Consider the following 20,509-nt stretch of genomic DNA (forward strand, 5'->3'; position numbering starts at 1 on the left):
AAGCAAACTAACTGCATGTTTTGCATCTAGTGTACGGTTTATTTGATATAGCAGCCTAACTAGCTGTATAAAATACATTTAGTTTTTTATATGACCAGGAAAACTAGGGGCTGAATAGTAGCCATAAGTTTTTTCGGGCAGACTCCACATGTAAAGGGCCAAGCCGTAATGACAGCATTAGCTATGAGCTAAAGCTATAGTCGATAATAGAAACCGCACTCTTCATCCATTTTCAAATGAAGGCATTCGCCTCTCCGCTATTTGTTCCTCTCCGCTACCTGCTCACGCAGTTGCGGCCCTTTTTCTTGGCACGGTACAAGGCCGTGTCCGCCGACTTCATGACGGCATCCGGCTTCTTGTGCTTCTCGCTTTTTTGGGCTAAACCGATGCTCACAGTGATGTAAATTTGCTTCCCGGCACTGCTATTTCGAGTTTTGCGCCGGGACCTGCTCTTGCCCCTCCCTTTGCGATTGCGCAGCGTGAACGGCCGTTTGGCTATTTGCTCCCTCAGTTGCTCCAGATGCGGCAGCGCATCCTGCACGCTTCTCCCCGGAAAGAGAATCGTGAACTCCTCGCCGCCGTAACGGTAGGATTTCCCGCCGCCCGTCACATCCTTGATGACCGAAGCCACCAGCTTCAGCGCCTCGTCTCCTGTGTCATGTCCATAAGTATCGTTAAACTTCTTGAAATGATCGATATCCAGCATGGCAATGACATAGTTCATGCCCAGCTTCATCATATCCTGCTTCAAGGCCCGCCGGGAGGGCAGACCTGTAAGCTCATCCGTAAATGCCATCGAATACGAATCCTGGATGATCGAAGTCACCAGAACAATGCCGGAAACGGCAAAAAACACCACATACATCATCGGATCTTGGTTCTCGTGCAGCACATAGAACATAGCGCATAACACGGCAATAAACGCGATATCCTGAGACGTTTTGTATTTGACCTGCCTCGTGGTGAGGAGGATTAGAGCAATCAGGAAGATGCTGACGGACAGCTGACTGACTGCTGTAATGGAAGTAAGGCTGACAGGAAGCATGTCTTTTGTGATCAATGAAAGAAAACCGCCTTGCTCGGGACGCAGCAGCCAACTCGCAATCAACACCTGGGAAAAGATAGTCCCGATGCGGAGCAAGCCCCACAGGCTTAGTATTCCCCGTTCCTTGAACAATGAGAATAACCCGATATTCAGGGGAATCATCAGAGAGATGATCGCATGGATATCGGCGGCAGCAATTGGAAAGGACGGGCTCAGCTTCGTCAAGCCAGGCAAATATTCCATGGACGCCAAAGCCAGGGCAAGTATGACAAGAGTAAACAATTCCCTGCTCCGGTTGAATTTCCACGAGATCACGGCGCCCACGGCAAAGATCACATAGGGGGACAGCTCGATAATATCCAGCTGCGCCCGTGCCAGCGTACTGGTTTCTTTATAGAAATAATAGGCCGCAGCCATGAATAGAAATGGGAGAACAAGCTTAAGGACGTTCCGAACCGTAGTCTTCAAGTAAATGATTCCCTTCATGAATGTTTTACGTTTGCTTCATACTTATTATCGGCCAAAGCAAAGCACCAACTTAGAAATTATGCAGCACAATTATCTATGAATTGCCGGCAAGGACAAATGAAAAAATAAAGCAAAGCAAATAATCAACATTAAGGTTTAACCTAGCCTTAAAATAAAAAACAACGGGCTATGGCTATAGCCCGCTGCTAGGATCTGAATTATTGCCCATTCTTCTGCAAGCGCATCTTCTCCGCCTTCACCTTACGGCTTCTCTCCTTCAAAAAGTGGCTCAAGCCCTTGAAGAAACGGCCGTTGGCCATCATCAACAGGCCATCCACCATCGCCATATTCACAACGCCCCCCGTCATTCTGGCAATTCCTCTGAACGGCGTGTGATAGACGGACATCATGATTAGATTGGCAGTGCTCCGCTTGCCGATTTTTCTCAGGAACCAGTAGGAGAACACTATCAAATGATAGGCCAGCCTAGCGGCAGCCCCTTTCGCATACTGGCATTGCTCGATCGTATCGTTATAGCCAAGCGGCTTGGATCTGTCCCAGGTGGCAACAGGCACCTTGTGTCCGATCAGCTGCTCAAATTCATCAACGCCGACGTCGCTCACCCGGCCTGAATAGTAGGAAGGCAGCTTGTCCTTCTCGTAGGGGACAGGCGCCCCCGTACCCATCACATAGAGGGACCCGGTCAGTCTGATATCCGCACTGGAGGCTCCGACCATAATCGTATATTCCGCATCTTCGACTTCCCACTCATTCGTCCTTACGTTGAAATAGCGAAATGTCTTATCGTCGAAAGGAATCGTCACCGTCTTGGACTCTCCGGCATTGATAAATACTTTAACGAAGCCCTTAAGTTCTTTGCGCGGCCTGAATATATCGCTGGACTTACAGCCAACGTACAGCTGCGCGACTTCCATGCCCGCCCTGTCGCCCGAGTTGGTCAATGTGAAGGTTACCCCTGTCCGGCCTACCTTAATATCGGAATAGTCGAAGGTGGTATAGCTGAGGCCGTATCCAAAAGGAAACAGCACATCGACGCCCGCCGTATCATAATAACGATAGCCGATAAAAATACTCTCCCGATATTCGACCGTCAATTCGTTGCCCGGAAACTGGCGGTACGAGGGAGTGTCCTCATAACGAAGCGGGTACGTCTCCGCCAGCTTGCCGGATGGATTTACGTCGCCGGATAATACGCGGAGGATAGCTCTTGCTCCCGCTTGTCCTCCCAAATATCCATGCAGCAATCCTCTCACCTTGCCGATCCAGGGCATCTCGACTGCAGAGCCGCAGGAGAGGATCGCGATAATATTCGGATTCACCTCATGCAAAGCGTGGAGCAAATCGATCTGGTTCTCTGGAATCTGCATGCTCTGCCGATCCAGACCGTCAGCCTCCGTAACTTCATCCAGGCCGAGATACAGCAGCACGACATCCGCCTTCCTTGCAAGTGCGCAGGCTTTGGCGATCTTGCGCGGATTCTTCTTGCCGTAGCGCTCAAAGCCCGGCTCAAAGCCGATGCTGACGATGCCCGACTCTTCGAAGCAATCCAGAGTATGATCCAGGATCGTAGGGTTCACGATCGATGACCCTGCCCCCTGGTAGCGCGCATCCTTGGCGAAATCGCCGATAACGGCCACCTTCTTGCCGAATTTAAGAGGCAGAATGCTCCCCTCGTTTTTGAGCAGCACGATAGACTCTTCCGCTACCTTCTGCGATACCCGATGATGCTGCTCCACATTGAACTCCAGCCGGGGACGCTGGTATACGGCCTCCGTCGTAAAAATAAGCTCAAGAAGCCGGTCTACGCATTCGTCCAAAACCCTCTCCGGAATTCTTCCGCTGTGAACGGCCTCTACAATTTCCTGATCCGTCTCCCCAGCCGTCGTCGGCATCTCCAGCTCATTGCCTGCCAGCAGCCCTGCCACGCGGTCGTTGCTGCCGCCCCAATCCGTGACGACGACGCCCTGGTAACCCCATTCGCCGCGCAAAATGTCCTGCATCAGATGCATATTCTCATTGGCATATGTACCATTTATTTTATTGTAGGAGGACATGATCGATTTCGTCCTGCCTTCCTTCACCGCAATTTCGAAAGCGGTCAAGTAAATTTCCCTAAGCGTTCTTTCGTCGACGACCGCATCGATCGACATCCGTCTCTCTTCTTGATTGTTTACAGCAAAATGCTTGACGCAAGCGGATATTCCTTGCGATTGAATGCCTCTAATATAACTGGCTGCCATCTTGCCGGCCAGATAGGGATCCTCGCTAAAGTATTCGAAATTTCTTCCGCATAGAGGATTACGCTTCATATTGACCCCGGGACCGAGCAGGACGTTGACCTTCTGGGAAATGGCCTCTTCTCCCAAATATTCGCCGACCTTCTCTCCCAGCTCCACATTCCAGCTGTTTGCCACCGTGGCTGCTGTCGGATAGCAGGTGGCGGGAACCCCGGCATTCAAGCCCAGCTTGTCCGCGGCCACAGCCTGTTTCCGGATGCCATGCGGTCCGTCGGCAAGGAACATGCTGGGAATGGCCAGCCGGCCAATGTCCTGCGTTTGCCAGAAATCCTTGCCTGACATTAATGAAGCTTTTTCCTCGATCGTCATCTTTTCGATTAATTCTTTATACTTCATCATCTAGACCTCTTTTGTATTCTGAGCATATTCAAAAAGAAAGATCGTTAGCATTTTTAAAGTATATCATATAATATTCCCGGAGACTTAACGCTAGGGGTTAAAATCATCGCCGGCGGAAAAAAAATAGGCGGCACCTCAAATTGAAGTACCACCTCTGTTTATATCGTCCCAACATCCCTAAAAATTAGTTGAACCCGACTAATCTTTGCGATATCTTGTATGCTCCCACGGAGATCAGACGGCCGGCTCGTCCCGGCAGATGGATCAGCCTTCCCATAAATCCGTATTTAAGCTCTCGATACAACTTGATATCCGTATCCTTAATAAACTTCCACAGCTCTTTTTTCTTTCTTAAATTCTCAGCCGTCCCGGAACGAATCAATAGAATCGCAGATACCACCGTTACAATCTCAAGATGACCGAGCATATAACGGCGAAGATTAGGATGGGAGATGCTGTCCATCCTAGCCTGCTCGATCATCAGTTTGTTTACTTTAAGCTGCTGATCAATCCTCTTAATCATGATGCTCTCCTGAACGGATTGATCCTCCCGGCCAATGAAATATCTGTAGAAATCGACGTTGATATAAATCATTTTCTTCACATGCAGGAGAGGCACATATACGAATAAATTGTCGACATAGAAGGTATGTTTAGGCAGTTCCAGACCGCATTCTCTCAGCAATTGCGTCTGGTATATGATGGAATGCATCAAGAGATATCGGCCTTTGCGAAAAGGCTTGACGTCATCCCAGGTGAAAATTTTGCCCTCCGGAAGCAGACCGCTATACTTCATGACCTTCCTGTAGCTGCTCTCTTCCTTCTCATAGACAAAATTGCTGATCGCCATATCCACGGTCCTGTCTTCGTTTCGCAAATCTCGCAAGGTTTGCAGAATTTTTAGATAGGCCCGAACGTCCACCCAGTCATCGCTGTCCACGACCTTGAAATACAACCCGGCGGCATTACGGAGCCCGGCATTGACGGCCTCCCCATGCCCGCCGTTCTCCTGGTGGATCGCTTTGACGATCGTCGGATACCGTCTGGCGTACTCATCGGCAATGATCGCTGTCCGGTCGGAAGATCCATCATTGACGATAAGCAGCTCGACCTCCTCCCCCCCTGGCAGAAGGGATTCAATGCAATATCTCATATATTCTTGCGAATTATAGCAAGGGATAACTACAGATAACAGTTTCATGCTAACACTACCCTATGATTTTTGTTTGAAGATGACTTTGAAAATCGGAAAGAACACCCAGAACGAAATCGCGCTGTTAATGATCATCGTAATTACGTCTGCTGTCGTTTCTCCTACCGCGCCCAAGCCCCAGGTATTTATGAACAAGTTATAAATAGGCGCCTTATAGAAGCCTTGAGCCGCGGCCGCTCCAATCGTGATCACAATATAGGCTACGACATACCAGAATGCTGCCTGCCAAATGTTGCTGTTCGACTTGAACGTAATGCTCCGCTGGGCGAAGAAGTTAATAATTTGGGCGATAGCAAGGGTGATTTGCACCGCCAGGAAGTAGGCAAGGCCGCCGCCGCCGCCCGCTGTAAGAGAGCCTGCAGCATAATCGAACACATAATAGGCGCTCCCGTCAAAATTATGCCCGAACTGCAGCACCTGGAAGCTTGTATTCACTAGTGCCGTCTTGGCGAACAGACTCTTGAAAAAAGGCATTAATACAAGCTGCAAAACAGTGATGCCATTACTCAGTATAAAGAAGACAAGGAATTGCGCAATATTGGGGTGCTTCTCCTTATATCGGGCCCATAGCCCCAGCGGCCCGCCCATCTTTTGATTCGTACTCATTCTCCCACTCCTCTGTCGCTGATACAAGCCTTAATGATTATGTTTAGCGGCCTTCAGCATTTTGCTCCTCTCCTTGAAGAAATGCCGGAAGCCTTTAAAGAACTGGCCGTTCACCACCATCAGCAGCCCATCCAGCATCGGCATGTTCACTATGCCGCCGGTCATTCTTGCAATTCCCCGGAACGGCATATGATAGACGGACATCATAATCAGATTAGCGGTGCTCCGCTTCCCTATTCTCCACAAGAACTTATGGGCAAACGAGATGACGTGGAATGCAAATCTGGCAAAAGCGCCTCTGGCATATTGGCACTGAGCAATTGTATCGTTATAACCGAGCGGCTTCGTGCGGTCCCAGGCAGCTTCAGGAACCTTATGCCCCAGCAGGCTCTCGAATTCCTCCAGGCTGACCTTGCTGGCCTGCCCCGAATAATACGATGGCAGCTTCTCCCGGTCATAGGGCAGCGGAGCGTTCGTTCCTTGAACAGCATGGATGCCCTTTAACCGGATATCCGCACTGGATGCCCCGATCATGATCTCATACTCAGCTTCTTCAATTTCCCATTGATTCGTTTTTACGTTGAAATAACGGAATGTCTTATCGTCAAATGGGATCAGCACGGTTCTTGTCTCGCCCGCCTCTAAAAAGATCTTGGCAAACCCCTTTAATTCTTTTCTTGGTCTGAAAATACCGCCCGACTTGCAGCCTACGTATAGCTGAGCTACCTCTGCTCCCGCTCTGTCTCCAGTGTTCGTAATTTTGAACGCCGCGCCTTCAGGGATGATTTGCAGCTCCGAATACTCGAAGTTCGTATAGCTCAGTCCGTAACCAAACGGGAAAAGAACCTCCACATTCGCCGTATCATAATATCTGTATCCAATAAACGGCCCTTCCCTGTACTCCACGCTCACTTCCTTGCCCGGGAAATGATGGTAGGCCGGCGTATCTTCATAGCGGAGAGGATACGATTCCGCCAATTTGCCGGAAGGGTTCACCTCGCCGGTCAACACGCGCAGAATGGCTTTTGCCCCCGCTTGACCGCTTAAATAACCGTGAACCAATCCTTTCACTCTATCAATCCATGGCATTTCTACTGCAGAGCCGCAGGAGAGAATGACCACAATATTCGAATTCACTTGATGCAAGGCGTGAAGCAGCTCGATCTGATTCTGAGGGATTTGCATGCTTTGCCTGTCGAGTCCCTCCGCCTCCGTCACTTCATCCAGACCCATATACAGCAGAACGACTTCTGCCTTTGCAGCGAGGGCGCAAGCCTTGCCGATCATCCGCTGGTTTCTCTTACCGTAACGCTCGAATCCAGGCTCAAATCCTAAGCTGACGATGCCCGATTCCTCAATGCAATCCAGGGTATGATCCAGAATCGTCGGGTTGACGATCGATGATCCCGCCCCCTGATATCTGGCTTGTTGTGCAAAGTCGCCAATGACCGCTACTTTGACGCCAGCCTGCAGCGGCAATATATTTCCTTCATTCTTGAGCAGCACAATCGATTCCTCGGCCGCCTCCTGGGCTGCCCTGTGATGCTCTTTCATATTAAACCCTTTGCTAGGGGAATTCTTATAGACTTCTTCCGTTGAAAAAACAAGCTCGAGAAGCCGGTCGACGCATTCATCCAACACTTCCTCTTTCAGCTTCCCGCTGCGCACGGCCTGAATGATGTCTTCATTCGTCTCTCCCGCCGTCGTTGGCATTTCAAGCTCATTGCCGGCGATCAATCCGGCTACGCGGTCGTTGCTGCCGCCCCAATCGGTGACGACAACCCCTTGGAAATTCCACTCGTCGCGAAGGATCTCCCGCATCAAATGCAGATTCTCATTTGTATATTCACCATTCAACTGATTATAGGAAGACATAACGGTCTTCGTCTGACCTTCCGTAACGGCGATCTCAAAGGCCGTCAAATAAATTTCCCTTAACGTTCTCTCGTCCACGATCGTATCGATCGACATCCGCCGTTCTTCCTGATTGTTCGCGGCAAAGTGCTTTACGCAGGCCGAGATGCCTTGCGATTGAATTCCCCGGATATACCCTGCCGCCATTTTCCCGGCATGGTAGGGATCCTCGCTAAAATACTCAAAGTTTCGCCCGCACAAGGGACTGCGCTTCATATTGACCCCCGGGCCGAGCAGCACATTGACTTTCTGGGCAACGGCCTCTTTGCCTAAATACTGCCCGATTTTCTCTCCAAGCTCTGTATTCCAGCTATTAGCTACCGTTGCTGCCGTTGGAAAGCAAGTCGCCGGCAGGCTGGCATTCAGCCCAAGATGATCCGCTGCCTCCGCCTGTTTGCGAATGCCATGCGGACCATCGGCCAGGAATATGCTAGGAATGCCGAGTCGGTCAATATGCTGTGTCTGCCAGAAGTCTTTGCCCGACATGAGAGAAGCCTTCTCTTCCAATGTCATTTTCTTTATAAGTTCAGTATGTTTCATCGTCTCTTCCTTTATTTTTGGCGGTACCCCTTATGAGTACCGCCAAGTTTTTGATCTCTAACTTAAGCTGCTGCTTTAGCAGCGGGTTTGCGTTTGCGGAATAAGAAATAGAAGCCGGCAGCAACACCAAGAACAATAATGATATCTACTGCAATCGTAATCTTAACCCAGCCCGGCAAATCTGTACTCATCCCGTTATCCATTCCGTTACTGTTCGCTACGGTATATAACACATTGTGCGCGTTATCTCTCATGGCCCATAAGGTATCACTGCTCTTTGTATTGACTTCCGGTACACCGTAAGGTGCGACCCCGGTAAGAAGGATATCGTTGCCTGCGCGGAAAGCAAGTTCAGCTGTCATATACGGATAGCTAGGACCAATAAAGAAGTCCGTATTGACGATCCCTTTGAACCCCCATTCGTTGCGAAGCACTTCTTTCATAAGAGCTGAGCTTGCGCCTGCCCATGTATGTCCAATGCTGTTGAATCCAGACATAGCGCCTTTAGCGTCCCCTTCCTTCACCGCATATTCAAATGCTTTCAGGTAGATTTCACGGATCGCTTGTTCGTTGCTCCAGGTTAGAACGCCTAGGGTGCGGTTCTTCTCCTGATCATTAAGGGCAAAGTGCTTCATGTAGACGAATCCGCCATGGCTTTGGTAGCCCTTTGTGACAGCGGCAGCCATCTTGCCGGAAAGAAGAGCGTCCTCGGAATAATATTCAAAGTTTCTTCCCGCAAATGCGGTGCGATGGATGTTCACGCCCGGCGCATACCAGCCACTTACGCCGTAAGCCTTCGCTTCTGCGCCTACGGCATCCCCCATTTTCCCGGCGAGTTCAATGTTCCAGGTTTGTGCGATCATGGTCTCCGAAGGGAATGCAATTCCGGACATTGGATTCTTGGACAAGAGAGCGCTAATGCCCGCTGGTCCATCATAGTCTGTGGTGGCCGGTTTGCCGACGGAGGCTACCTCGACGGTCCGATAACCGCCAAGCGTTCCGATCGATACAAGATCATGAACAGACAACTGGTCTAGCAGCTCGTTCCAGCTTGGATCCTCATAATCGACCCCGACGTAATCCTTTAACGTTTTTCCATTGCTCGCTCCAGTCGTCGGCGCGTTCTGCTGCTTGTCCGCAGGAATGTCATAACGCTTGCTGTTGATGTAATCGACGAATGCAGGATCCACGACCGTACCTTTTACTTCCTCTACAACGCCTTCAGCATTCTTCACCTGGATAGTTTCACTGGTGTTCAGGACATCCATGTTAGAGAAGCCATTTGCTCTAGAGAGGTAAGCCTGGATGCTGCCTTCCCCGGTCACAAGATCGTCAAACTGATTGACAGCAGCCTGCTGATCCGAGGAACGGCCTTGCTCGTTAAATATCACTTGAGTCAAGTTCTTCGAGCCGACATCCGCGATCTTGTCATGCGAGTTCTTCATGAGCATAAGTTTATATTCGCCTGCTTCAAGAACATAAGAACCGGTTGGGCTGAATACTTTAGCGTAATCGTAAGAAGCCATATCCTCTACTTTAAATGTGAGAGTTACCGTCTCTGAATCGCCAGGCTTAATGACGCCCGTTTTGGCAAAGGCAGCCAGCTCGACGGAAGACTTTTCAATTTTTCCTGTGTAAGGCGCGGAATAATAGAGCTGAATCACTTCCTTACCTTCCATCGCCCCTGTATTCGTCACTTTGACGTCGACCGAAATGTCCGTATCACTCCATTTTAAGCTGTTCGGAACAACCTCTTGTTCAAAGGTCGTATAGCTTAGCCCATGTCCGAACGGGAACATCACCTTCTCGTCGTAGTTGATCGCCCCTTCTGCTGCTGCAGTCTCGTAGTAGCGATAGCCTACATAAATCCCCTCGGTGTAATTGACGTAAGTCAAAGGAACGTTATTTTTATCTACAGCTACAGTAAATGTACCGTCGCCGTTATCTAACACATACCTTAAATCGCCAAAGCTTTTCATCGCCGGCGCATCAAGCATATCTGCCGCAAACAAGTCAACCGTTCTTCCAGACGGATTGAGCTCTCCCGCTAAAATTTTGCCAAGCGAAGCAAATCCCTTTTGTCCCGGTCCGGCGACCGTTACAATGCTCTTGATTTGGTCGTATTTCTTGACCCAATCCAGTTCAAACGTATTAGAACCGTTCACGATGACGATGATTTTGTCAAAATGCTTCGTAACCGCATCGATCATGCCAAGCTCCCGATTGGACAGCTCCAGATAATGTTTATTCGGGTCCAGGTCGTCAGGATTACCGAAGCGTTCTCCGCTCGGGCCCATCGTGCCGCTTCCATTCGGATCATAGGTATCCGGACCGTCCAAGACCGCCGGAAGGTCTGTCCCTTCTCCCCCTGCACGGGCAAGGAAAATGATCGCTGTATCCGAGAACTCGGTGGCTTGCTTCATTCTTTCTTCGGTGTAAAACTCGGAAGCCACAGGCTCTGGAATCGTCCAGTCATATCCCTCAATCCCCGATACTGGTCTCTCAAGGCCAGTGGCTACGTAATCGTTATATAATTGCTCGTTCACCTCAAAGCCAGCTGCTTCCAGCCCCGCCTTTGGCGTCACAGCTGTGGATGAATCTGCCGCACCTGAACCAGAGCCCAGGTATACAGGCGCCGTAAAGCTCCAACCGAAAACATTGACTTTTTTGTTCGTCGTCATCGGCAGCATGTTGTCATTATTCTGGAGAAGAACGATCCCTTCATCCGTAATCAGCTCCGACACCTCTTCTGAATTAGCCCGCGCTTTCTGCGCTTCTGGAGTCGTGATATCGATTTTTGAAAAATACGCTGTGATGACATCCGAGTAGTAGGCCAGCGCAATGTTAGCCCCCGTGCCGATAAGCAATACGAATACCAGCAGTGAACTCATGATAATCCGAAACTTTTTCTTTGATTTGCCAGACATAAACCTTCTTGCCCCCATCTAGTTATTTTGAAACGCTTTCATCGATGATATGAGCCGCAAAATCATTGATGAGCGTTCATCCGACTGCATTGTAAGCTTAACGTATATAGGATGAATATAGAATCAACCAAACGTTAAGGGGCGGCAACTTTTAGTTGACTACTAAAAAAAGCCGTTCTGACGGAAGCTTTCTCCCATCAAAACGACTTGCACCGATCCTTGACGTATCTTTCAAATAAGGCTATGGCTTTAGACTGGATGCCTCTCTTTCTGGAAACCAGATAAATATCCTGAGGTATTTTCTCCTTCAGTCTAATCAGCTTTAAATTGTCATTCTTGAACGACTCTTCCACAAAATCAATAGAAACGGCTACTGCCCCATTTCTCTCGCATAATCTGTGAGCGGAAATGATATTTCCGAATTCATGCATGACCTGAGGCGAGAATCCCTGTTCGAGGCATTTCTCGATAAAGCCGTTCTCCTTCCCTTCGCCTGCCGTCTTCACGACCAGAGGTTCACTAGCCAGATCGGTAACGGATATTTCCTCCCGGCTGGCTAACGGGTGATTTCTCGAGACGATGACCACGACCTGGCCTTTGGCAATCCGTTCAAATTCGCAGTTCTCGATGTCTTCCGTGCCAATAACCAAGCCGACGTCCACTTCCTCCTGGAAGATCTGGGTTAACGGATACTCATCAGGGTACTCCTTCAGCTTGATTTGAATATCAGGGTATTCTTTAGAGAAATGATATAAAAAGTCCACGGGTAGAATCGATGTTATGGAATATGTAATCACCACATTCAAGCTGCCCTTTTTTCCGCTAATAATGCTGATTTCCTTCTTAATATCCTCGATCAAATAATGAATATGTTTAGCCCGGGCGTAGAGGAGCTCGCCAGCTTTGGTCGCTTCCATCCCGCGGGAGCTTCTGTGGAATAATTCGGCTTCCAGCTCCATCTCCAGCTGCCTGATAGTCTTGCTTACTCCCTGAGGGGTAATAAACAGGTCCTTCGCCGCCGCTGTAACACTATTCTTCTCATACACCTTGATGAAATATTCCAATGCCTCTGTGTTCAATTCGGCTAACCCCCTCATCCCGGACACGTCTTAGCCAAAGGTAGCTTTGCTGATTTGCCTCCACGGACAAACCTGACTGCATTATAGTATAGCATATTATACTATATGGCAATCCTATAGCCTGCTCGCGACAAAGCTGTAGTTCACGTCCTTCGATTTATGCTAAGATGTGAAATAACGATCGATCAAGGGAGTATGGACATGTATGATTATTTAGTGGTGGGCGCAGGCCTGTTCGGAGCGGTCTTCGCCTATGAAGCGAACAAGAGGGGCAAGAAATGCCTGGTCATCGACCAAAGAAACCACATCGGCGGAAATGTGTATACGGAGGAAATCGAAGGCATCCACGTGCACAAGTACGGGGCGCATATTTTTCACACGAACAGCAAGGCCATTTGGGATTATGTGAATCATTTCGCCGAATTCAACCGGTTCACTAATTCACCGATCGCCAATTATAAGGGGGAGCTGTACAATCTGCCCTTCAATATGAACACCTTCAACAAACTGTGGGGCGTAGTCACCCCCGATGAAGCAAAGCAAAAAATCGAGGAGCAAAGGCAGGCCGCAGGCATCACCGAGCCCAGAAATTTGGAGGAACAGGCGATTTCGCTTGTTGGCACCGATATCTACGAGAAGCTGATCAAAGGCTATACCGAGAAGCAGTGGGGAAGGTCTGCCAAAGACCTGCCGTCCTTCATTATCAAACGGCTTCCCGTCCGCTTCACCTATGACAACAACTACTTCAATGACCGGTACCAAGGCATTCCAATCGGCGGGTACGGGGCCATTATTGAAAAAATGCTTGAGGGCGTAAAGGTTAAGCTGAATGTTGATTTCTTCGAACACAGGGAAGCCTTTCGGAGCAGCGCCAAAAAAGTTGTATATACCGGTATGATCGACCAATATTTCGACTATAAATATGGCGTGCTCGAATATCGAAGCCTGCAGTTCGAAACGAAGGTACTGCACGATACGGCCAATTACCAAGGCAATGCCGTCGTCAATTACACGGACCCAGAGACGCCATATACGCGGATTATTGAGCATAAGCATTTTGATTTCGGCACGCAGGACAAGACAGTCATCACAGAGGAATATCCTAAAGAGTGGAAGCCGGGCGACGAGCCCTATTATCCGATCAACGATGATCACAACAATGAGATCTACAAGAAGTACAAAGCGCTGGCCAACAGCGAAGCCAACGTCATCTTCGGCGGACGCTTGGCTACCTATAAGTATTACGACATGCATCAGGTCATCGGTGCCGCTTTAGCTGCCGTGAGCAGGGAGCTTGGGGAGTAATTGTTAGTGGCTGACTGAAAATAACCCGCCTAGGTTTTGAGCCTGGGGCGGGTTAAATTTATTTCGATTCTGGATAACTTTTCAACGTATTCGCTACTAACCATAATAATACATCAGCGGATTTGGTTTTTTTTCAGCAAAACACCCTCTCGCCCTTTACAAATAACACAAAATTGACTTCTCGATCCAATACGTAAACACCGTGCCCGGACTCCGATTTTCATATTCCTTCATTCTCAAATACATGCCCATTCCATCGGAAACATCATGCCATAAATCCGTAAATACAAAATCATATTGCCCTTTGCCCATGTGCTCCTGCGCATATTCAAAGGCATCCGCCCGGATGATGCGAATCTTGTCGGCATGCTTGAATTGCGGCAGCACGTATTCCCGGAACAAGTCGATCACATGCTCATTGCTTTCAACGATTGTTACGCTTGCTACATTCTCCTTTTCAGATACCATGTATGCATAGTAACCAAGCCCCATTCCATAGGTAAGCACGTTGCCGAAGGCTTGATCGACCGGCTCCTTCATCGTTTCGATTTCATTCGGCGTAATGGTCATCCAGATGCGGCCGTTTTCCAGCATGGCCGGAAATTTGAATTCCGTGTCAAAAAATCCGATTTGGGGAATCTGCCTTCCCTCTTCCGTCCGGACGATATCGTTGCATACAAAGCCTTCAAAAGGCTTGTATTGTTCATATTTCAATTCGCTGTTCCCTATTTTGACCGCCGGGATCTGGATATGGCTGTAGTACGGATTGCCAGAGTACTCCTCTGCCTCAAGCTTGTGAATCATGTGGTTGAAGTAACGGTTGAACAGGTCTTTATCATCCGCATTATCCACGATATCCATGCCGAAGGCTGCTGCCAGCAAAGCCCCAAAGGCATATTCGTAGGAAACGCCGCCCTGCAGAATTTCTTCCATTTCTTCCTTGTTGATGAAATCAGGAGCCTGGTTCAAATAGTGGCTTAGTAAAGCAAATACTTTGGCGTTATCGGCCTTGATTTTCTCTGTTATCGGTTGATTATGTTCCATTTTCTCTCCTGTCTATGGTTCTGCATTATTCCATGCTGCGTATTAAAATCCCGCTATCATGAACCGCATCGACCGCCTGCTTCAGAATCTCTGTATCCTGAACTAACGCCATTCTCACATACCCTTCACCCGAAGGGCCGAAGGCGCTGCCCGGAGTAACAATGACTCCGGCCTTGGCCACCAGATCCATTGCAAAATCCTCTGACTTCTCGTAATGCCCGGGAATCGCGGCCCAGACGAACATCGTTGCCGATGGCTTTTCCATACTCCAGCCGATCGCATTCAAGCCCTCGCAGAGGACGTCTCTACGCCGTTCGTAAGCCTTCCTCGTTGTCTCTACCCCGCTCTGATCGCCCGTTATCGCGGCAATCGCCGCGTGCTGGAGCGGCAGGAACATGCCATAGTCCATGTTCGATTTAAGAATTCTCAGTCGGGATACAACCTCGGCATTTCCCATGCAGAAGCCGATTCTGGCACCGGCCAGTCCATAGGTTTTGGACAGGGAATTGAACTCGACACCAACCTCCTTCGCCCCAGGAAAGGCGAGGAAGCTGCCGCAGTCTTGTCCATCAAACACTAATTCACTATAAGCATTATCATGAAGAACGATAATATCATATTTCTTCGCAAAAGCAATCAGATCAGCGTAGAAGCTGTCCGGCGCCATGGCGGTGGTCGGGTTATTGGGATAGGACACCAGCATCAGCTTGGCTTGTCTAGCTACATGCTCGGGAATGTCCTGCAGGTTGATCACATAGCCGTTTTCTTTGTTCTGGGGCATGTAATGCAGCTTCGCCCCCGCCAGCAGCGGCCCGTCGGCAAACACAGGGTAGCAGGGATCCGGCACCAGCACGATATCTCCCTCATCCACGATGGATAATGAAATATGCGCCAGCCCTTCCTGTGAGCCTAACAGCGAGCAGATCTCCGTCTTCGGATCCAGCTCAACGTTATATCTCTTCTTATACCAGCTGCTGACCGCCTCCAAGAGCTCACTCTGATCGCTGAGAGCGTAAATATAGTTCTTCTCCTCAGCCGCGGCCGTGCACAAGGCTTCTATCACATGAGGGGCCGGCGGAATATTCGGCGTGCCTATGCTCAGGTCAATCACCCTCTCTCCACGCTGCAATCTGCCGCTTTTTATATCTGACAATTTAGTGAAGATGCCTTCCCCAAATCGGTCCATTCGTTTTGCGAACTGCATTTTTTGGGCTCCTTCTTGATTTGAAATAAAATAGGACTATATGTAAGTTCTCATCAACTCCATCCTTTATTCAACCATATCTTGTGCGTTAAAAAAAGGGGCCCTTTGACCGGCTAAAGCTTAGCAGCATGGAAGCCTGTTAGACGAATGACTAATCTAACAGGCTTGATTGCTGTAAATGCGGCCGGCTATCTGCCGCGTTTTGCTTTTCTGACGACCAGACTATATTTTTTGCCGTACGCTCTGCCGTATCTGACGATCCGTCTGATTATGCTTTTATCCCGCAGCAGCGTATACGGGGATACCCCCGGCTTCGAGTTCACCTCCAGAATCCAAAGCTTCAGCTTGCGGTCGATCGCATAATCCATACCGAGCTCCTTAATCCCGGGGGTCGCGCGCCACAGCTGCCTAACGGTTCGGTGTGCCAGAGTGTTCATGCGGCGATACAATTTCCTGCGCCTTGCGGGACTGATAAACTTCCGCAATATGGCATCCGTTGAATAAATTGAGCCGCCCTGGCTTCCATTCGTCACGATTTTGCGGGGATGGGCCACTCTAGTAAATGTACCGGTCGTTGCAAACCCGCCTCGAGGCGCTCGCTGGATCATTTGCCTAATATCGAATGGACGCCCTCTATACTTAAGCAGCCAAATTCCCTTCTGCACTACATATCGTTCGCCCTTCATCTCCCTGCGTAAGGACGCATAGGCCTGGTGGTAGGTTGCGAATGTCCGCTTGCGCTCACCAAGCTGGTATGCATATCTCCGCTTTCTGCCTTTGCGTATCTGAACCCTCATGACGCCTCGTCCCTGCTGCCCATTATCCGGCTTCATATAGACCATTCCGTACCGCAAGAGCATCCTAAGCAACTGCCTCTTCGTGACGATTCTTGTCGGTGGCATATGCTGCCGCAGGATTCTTTCCTTTCGCATGACCACGTATTTTCCCCATTTATTCAACTTACGGTATCCCATTTGATCCCTCCATTTCTCGTTTACTCCTAGCATACGTTTCAAACAAAAAAAAGGATGTAGGCTGCTGTCGGCACGAGACGAAAGGTTCCGCCATATGCTTAATTGACTAACAGCTGGCAGAGCTGCGTCCACTACTATGTTTAGGAGGCTTAATAGGATATGGCCCTACCCCCTTCGCTTCAACAGCATTTGTCCCGCATCATCCAGTTGCATCCCGCCTATGGCGATCTGCTTGCAGAGCAAGGCATCCTGCCTCATGCTGCGGTCTTGTCCGAACTCCCGCTCCTGACCGAGGAACGTCTGAATACGATCTATTACAAGCAAGAGCCGCGAACAGAGACCGGCCTTACCGTCTACCGGACATCTGGAACCTCAACCGGCATACGCAAATCGATTTATTATTCACCGGAGGATGAAGAGCATTACCGATTGGACAAAATGGCTTGCTACCGCGAGTGGCTTGCAACCAGTACCCGGCAGATACACAGAGCTTTTGCAGATGTAGGCACCGGACATGCGGCAAGCACGGCCAATGCGATTTTTGGCGAGCTGGGCATGCAGACGGAGTCGATCTCCTTCTCCATGCCGATTGAAGAGCATATCGCCCGGATTAACGCATTCAAGCCCGAGCTGCTATATACGATGCCTTCTATTCTGGAAGCCATTGCCCGAGCCGCCGGGAATCCTGCCACACTTGGCATCCGCAAGATCATTCTCGTCGGAGAAATGGCTTCACCCGCCTGGCAGGCCAATATGGCAGCAAGATTCGGCATAGATGCCCACGATATTCTCGATACCTATGGCTCCATCGAGGTAGGCGCGATTGCCTCCTATTCCCACCAGCATGGCGTCTATCTGTTCGCTGACGGGATCCACGCGGAGACGGTGCCCGCCGAGCAGCTTGATCCTCGCTTCGAACCGCTGGAAGATAACGAGGGAGTGCTCGTTCTAACCTCCACCAGACGCAGCTTGTTCCCCGTCATCCGGTATGTCACCTACGATGTTGTGCGCGATTTCCGCACCGTAGAGATTGGCGGGACGATGCGGCAGGCGTTTGCTTGTATCTCCAAACGAATCGGAAGCGAGCTCAAGCACGGCGAGAAAATCAGCTTGTACGATATCGAAAACGTCGTGCATAGCTTCGTCAAGGATGCCGAGCTGCGCGTCAGCGTAGACGACAACAAGCTGACCGTCCGCATCCGCAGCAAGTCGCTCCATAACGAGCTGCTGGCCTCCATCCAGCATGCGATTGAGCATACGATAGAAGCTATCGGACAAATGATCGAAGGCCGTATGCTGGATCGTATTGAGGTTATTCGCGTGAAAGATGATGAGCCTTTTAACCAGGGGCAAGGCTCCGTGAAGTCCAAAAAACTGTATAACTAGGAGGCGTAATGTCATTCATGGCCAAAGATTGGCTTTCTTGTATCGGCAACACCCCACTTGTCCTGCTCTCCCGCCTGTTCGCCAACGATCGCGGAATCGCCGTCTATGCCAAGCTTGAAATGCTAAATCCGAACGGAAGCGCCAAGGACCGCCCAGCTGCGCGTATTATTTCTGCAGCGCTGGAGCAAGGCTTAATCGGTCCCGGCTCGGTCATTATCGAATCCAGCTCAGGCAATATGGCCATCAGCCTGGCTGCCATCTGCTCCCGGCTGGGTATGCGCTTCATTAGCGTTGTTGATCCCAAAACAACGGCCCAAAATATCCGCATCATGCAAGCTTATGGAGCTGAAGTCGAGCTTGTGCAGCAGCCTGACCCCGAAACCGGCGAATTCCTTCCGGCCAGGCTGAACAGGGTTAAACAGCTCGTTAAGAGCATTCCAAACAGCTTCTGGCCTAACCAGTATGAGAATGAAAACAATTACTTATCTCATAAGGACGGAACGATGCGGGAAATTATCGCCGAGCTCGGCCAAGTCGATTATGTCATTGGCGGCGTTAGCACCTGCGGTACGATGCTGGGCTGCGCCGCACTCATCAAGGAGCAGCAGCTTCGCACTAAAATTGTCGCTGTGGATGCCGTAGGCAGCGTCATTCTCGGCGGATCGAAAGGCAAGCGATTCTTCCCCGGCCTTGGCGCCGGCATCGCGCCCCCGTTCAGCCAATCCAAATTTATGGACCACGCCATTCATGTCAATGAAGCTGATATGGTTGCCGGCTGCCGCATGCTTGCGCAGCATGAATCTATCCTCGCTGGCCCCTCTTCCGGCGCCGTCGTTTATGCTCTTAAAGAAGCTTTGATTCACAAAATACCGGATGGTTCGGTATGCGCCATCATTCTCCATGACCGCGGCGAGCGTTATATGGATACGGTATACAACGATGATTGGGTGGCCCGGCATCTCAGCGCCGGTTCTGTGTAAAGTTATTCCAAAAAATAGAAAGGGGCAGGCTCATGCTTTATTTGGACAATAACCACCTGCAGGCGATCGGGCTGCGCTGGGAGGAGCTGGAGAGCTCCATCGCAGAGGCGCTGCGCCTCCTGGATTCGGGCGATTATGCGCAGCCCATCAAGCCTTACCTCCGCTACGGCAATCCAGCGAACCGGATTATTGCGATGCCCGCTTATGTCGGAGGAACGGTGCAGGCGGCTGGCCTGAAATGGATCGCCAGTTTTCCAGGCAATACGTTAAGCGGACTGCCCAGAGCTCATAGTGTGCTATTGCTAAATAAGTCCGATACAGGCGTTCCTTACGCCATTCTGAACTCTCCGCTGCCGAGCATTGCCAGAACGGTTGCTGTGAGTGCGGTCATGCTGCGCCATTATTTGCAAGCGCGCTCTGCCAAGGGACAGTTGCGGGTTGGGATCATTGGTTTCGGACCGGTTGGCCAGCATCACTATGACATGTGCGGGAAGCTGTTTGGGGATCTTATCGACGAGGTTCTCATCTACGATATTAGAGGCGCCAAGCTGGAGACCCCGGTTATAGAAGAAGCCGATGCAGGCTATCGCGGCCGCACAAGGTTGGCCGAAGGCTGGGAGGAGCTGTATAACAGCTGTAATGTCATCATAACTTGTACCGTTAGCGACCACCGATACATCGACCATCCGCCGCTCGCGGGCAGCCTGCTGCTTCATGTGTCGCTGCGCGATTACAAAGCAGAGGCTCTCGAACATGTAAAGGCAATCGTCGTCGATGATTGGAATGAGGTGTGCCGCGAAAATACCGATATCGAGCTGCTGCACCTGGAGCGGGGACTTGCAAAGGGCGATACATGCTCTCTAGCCGATGTTGTCTGCCGGAACGCGCTGGGGAAACTTGCAGCGGGCGAATCTGTTTTATTCTGTCCGATGGGCATGGCCGTGTTCGATATAGCCACAGCAGCCTATTGGGTGCAGAAGGCGCAGTCGCTAGGGATCGGATTGGATTTAGCAAATGGGTGACCCTTCTGTGCAACTTGTTGGGCAGATCAAGCCTTCATAGACTCTTCCTTTCAGATGATTTTCGGGCTCGGTAAATAGAACACGGATGACCGCAAAAGCCGATTCCCTCTATTGTCAGGGGATCGGCTATTTTACGTGTTGCACA

The 20,509-nt window shown here is 50.1% G+C and carries 14 protein-coding genes; 4 read left to right on the forward strand and 10 right to left on the reverse strand.

Annotation, left to right across the window (positions count from 1 at the left end):
- Window positions 1–274: 274 nt before the first annotated feature.
- The 7 genes from BN2762_RS24430 to BN2762_RS24460 all read right to left on the reverse strand — a co-directional run bounded on the left by BN2762_RS24430 (window position 275) and on the right by BN2762_RS24460 (window position 12,449).
- Window positions 275–1,531, reverse strand: a complete 1,257-nt coding sequence (locus BN2762_RS24430; RefSeq protein ID WP_055109446.1) for a GGDEF domain-containing protein — start codon at window positions 1,529–1,531, stop codon at window positions 275–277.
- Window positions 1,532–1,731: 200 nt separating this feature from the next.
- A complete protein-coding gene (locus tag BN2762_RS24435) occupies window positions 1,732–4,167 on the reverse strand; it encodes a beta-glucosidase family protein (protein WP_055109448.1) in 2,436 nt (811 codons plus the stop codon).
- A 187-nt stretch (window positions 4,168–4,354) separates the two neighbouring features.
- Window positions 4,355–5,371 carry a glycosyltransferase family 2 protein gene (locus BN2762_RS24440; protein WP_055109450.1) on the reverse strand — a complete coding sequence of 339 codons (1,017 nt, stop codon included), beginning with the start codon at window positions 5,369–5,371 and terminating at the stop codon, window positions 4,355–4,357.
- A gap of 12 nt (window positions 5,372–5,383) precedes the next feature.
- Complete coding sequence (locus BN2762_RS24445) at window positions 5,384–5,989, reverse strand: hypothetical protein (protein ID WP_083485112.1); 606 nt, start codon at window positions 5,987–5,989, stop codon at window positions 5,384–5,386.
- A gap of 30 nt (window positions 5,990–6,019) precedes the next feature.
- On the reverse strand, window positions 6,020–8,443 hold the full coding sequence (locus BN2762_RS24450) for a beta-glucosidase family protein (RefSeq protein WP_055109452.1): 2,424 nt from the start codon (window positions 8,441–8,443) through the stop codon (window positions 6,020–6,022).
- 62 nt (window positions 8,444–8,505) lie between these two features.
- On the reverse strand, window positions 8,506–11,370 hold the full coding sequence (locus BN2762_RS24455; RefSeq protein ID WP_055109454.1) for a beta-glucosidase: 2,865 nt from the start codon (window positions 11,368–11,370) through the stop codon (window positions 8,506–8,508).
- A gap of 197 nt (window positions 11,371–11,567) precedes the next feature.
- Window positions 11,568–12,449, reverse strand: coding sequence for a LysR family transcriptional regulator (locus BN2762_RS24460; RefSeq protein ID WP_055109456.1), 882 nt, complete (start codon window positions 12,447–12,449; stop codon window positions 11,568–11,570).
- 201 nt (window positions 12,450–12,650) lie between these two features.
- Here BN2762_RS24460 and glf point away from each other — a divergent pair, with 201 nt between their 5' ends.
- Window positions 12,651–13,754, forward strand: a complete 1,104-nt coding sequence (gene glf / locus BN2762_RS24465) for a UDP-galactopyranose mutase (RefSeq protein ID WP_055109458.1) — start codon at window positions 12,651–12,653, stop codon at window positions 13,752–13,754.
- A 156-nt stretch (window positions 13,755–13,910) separates the two neighbouring features.
- On the opposite strand, the gene BN2762_RS24470 is transcribed toward glf, so the two are convergent.
- The 3 genes from BN2762_RS24470 to BN2762_RS24480 all read right to left on the reverse strand — a co-directional run bounded on the left by BN2762_RS24470 (window position 13,911) and on the right by BN2762_RS24480 (window position 16,976).
- On the reverse strand, window positions 13,911–14,798 hold the full coding sequence (locus BN2762_RS24470; protein WP_230202591.1) for an O-methyltransferase: 888 nt from the start codon (window positions 14,796–14,798) through the stop codon (window positions 13,911–13,913).
- A 25-nt stretch (window positions 14,799–14,823) separates the two neighbouring features.
- On the reverse strand, window positions 14,824–15,951 hold the full coding sequence (locus BN2762_RS24475; RefSeq protein ID WP_262362841.1) for an aminotransferase class I/II-fold pyridoxal phosphate-dependent enzyme: 1,128 nt from the start codon (window positions 15,949–15,951) through the stop codon (window positions 14,824–14,826).
- 239 nt (window positions 15,952–16,190) lie between these two features.
- Window positions 16,191–16,976 (reverse strand): YheC/YheD family protein, encoded by a 786-nt coding sequence (locus tag BN2762_RS24480; RefSeq protein WP_055109463.1) that lies wholly within the window; start codon window positions 16,974–16,976, stop codon window positions 16,191–16,193.
- A gap of 159 nt (window positions 16,977–17,135) precedes the next feature.
- Between BN2762_RS24480 and BN2762_RS24485 the strand changes: the two genes are divergently transcribed.
- Genes BN2762_RS24485 through BN2762_RS24495 form a run of 3 tightly spaced genes read left to right on the forward strand, consistent with a single transcriptional unit; the run spans window position 17,136 to window position 20,364 of the window.
- Window positions 17,136–18,362: a phenylacetate--CoA ligase family protein gene (locus BN2762_RS24485; RefSeq protein ID WP_055109465.1), complete on the forward strand. Its 1,227-nt coding sequence runs from the start codon at window positions 17,136–17,138 to the stop codon at window positions 18,360–18,362.
- A 17-nt stretch (window positions 18,363–18,379) separates the two neighbouring features.
- Window positions 18,380–19,342 carry a 2,3-diaminopropionate biosynthesis protein SbnA gene (gene sbnA, locus BN2762_RS24490; protein ID WP_055109466.1) on the forward strand — a complete coding sequence of 321 codons (963 nt, stop codon included), beginning with the start codon at window positions 18,380–18,382 and terminating at the stop codon, window positions 19,340–19,342.
- Window positions 19,343–19,374: 32 nt separating this feature from the next.
- On the forward strand, window positions 19,375–20,364 hold the full coding sequence (locus tag BN2762_RS24495; RefSeq protein WP_055109469.1) for a 2,3-diaminopropionate biosynthesis protein SbnB: 990 nt from the start codon (window positions 19,375–19,377) through the stop codon (window positions 20,362–20,364).
- Window positions 20,365–20,509: the final 145 nt, after the last annotated feature.

Source organism: Paenibacillus ihumii, assembly GCF_001403875.1.
In the GTDB taxonomy this organism is placed as follows: Bacteria; Bacillota; Bacilli; order Paenibacillales; family Paenibacillaceae; genus Fontibacillus; species Fontibacillus ihumii.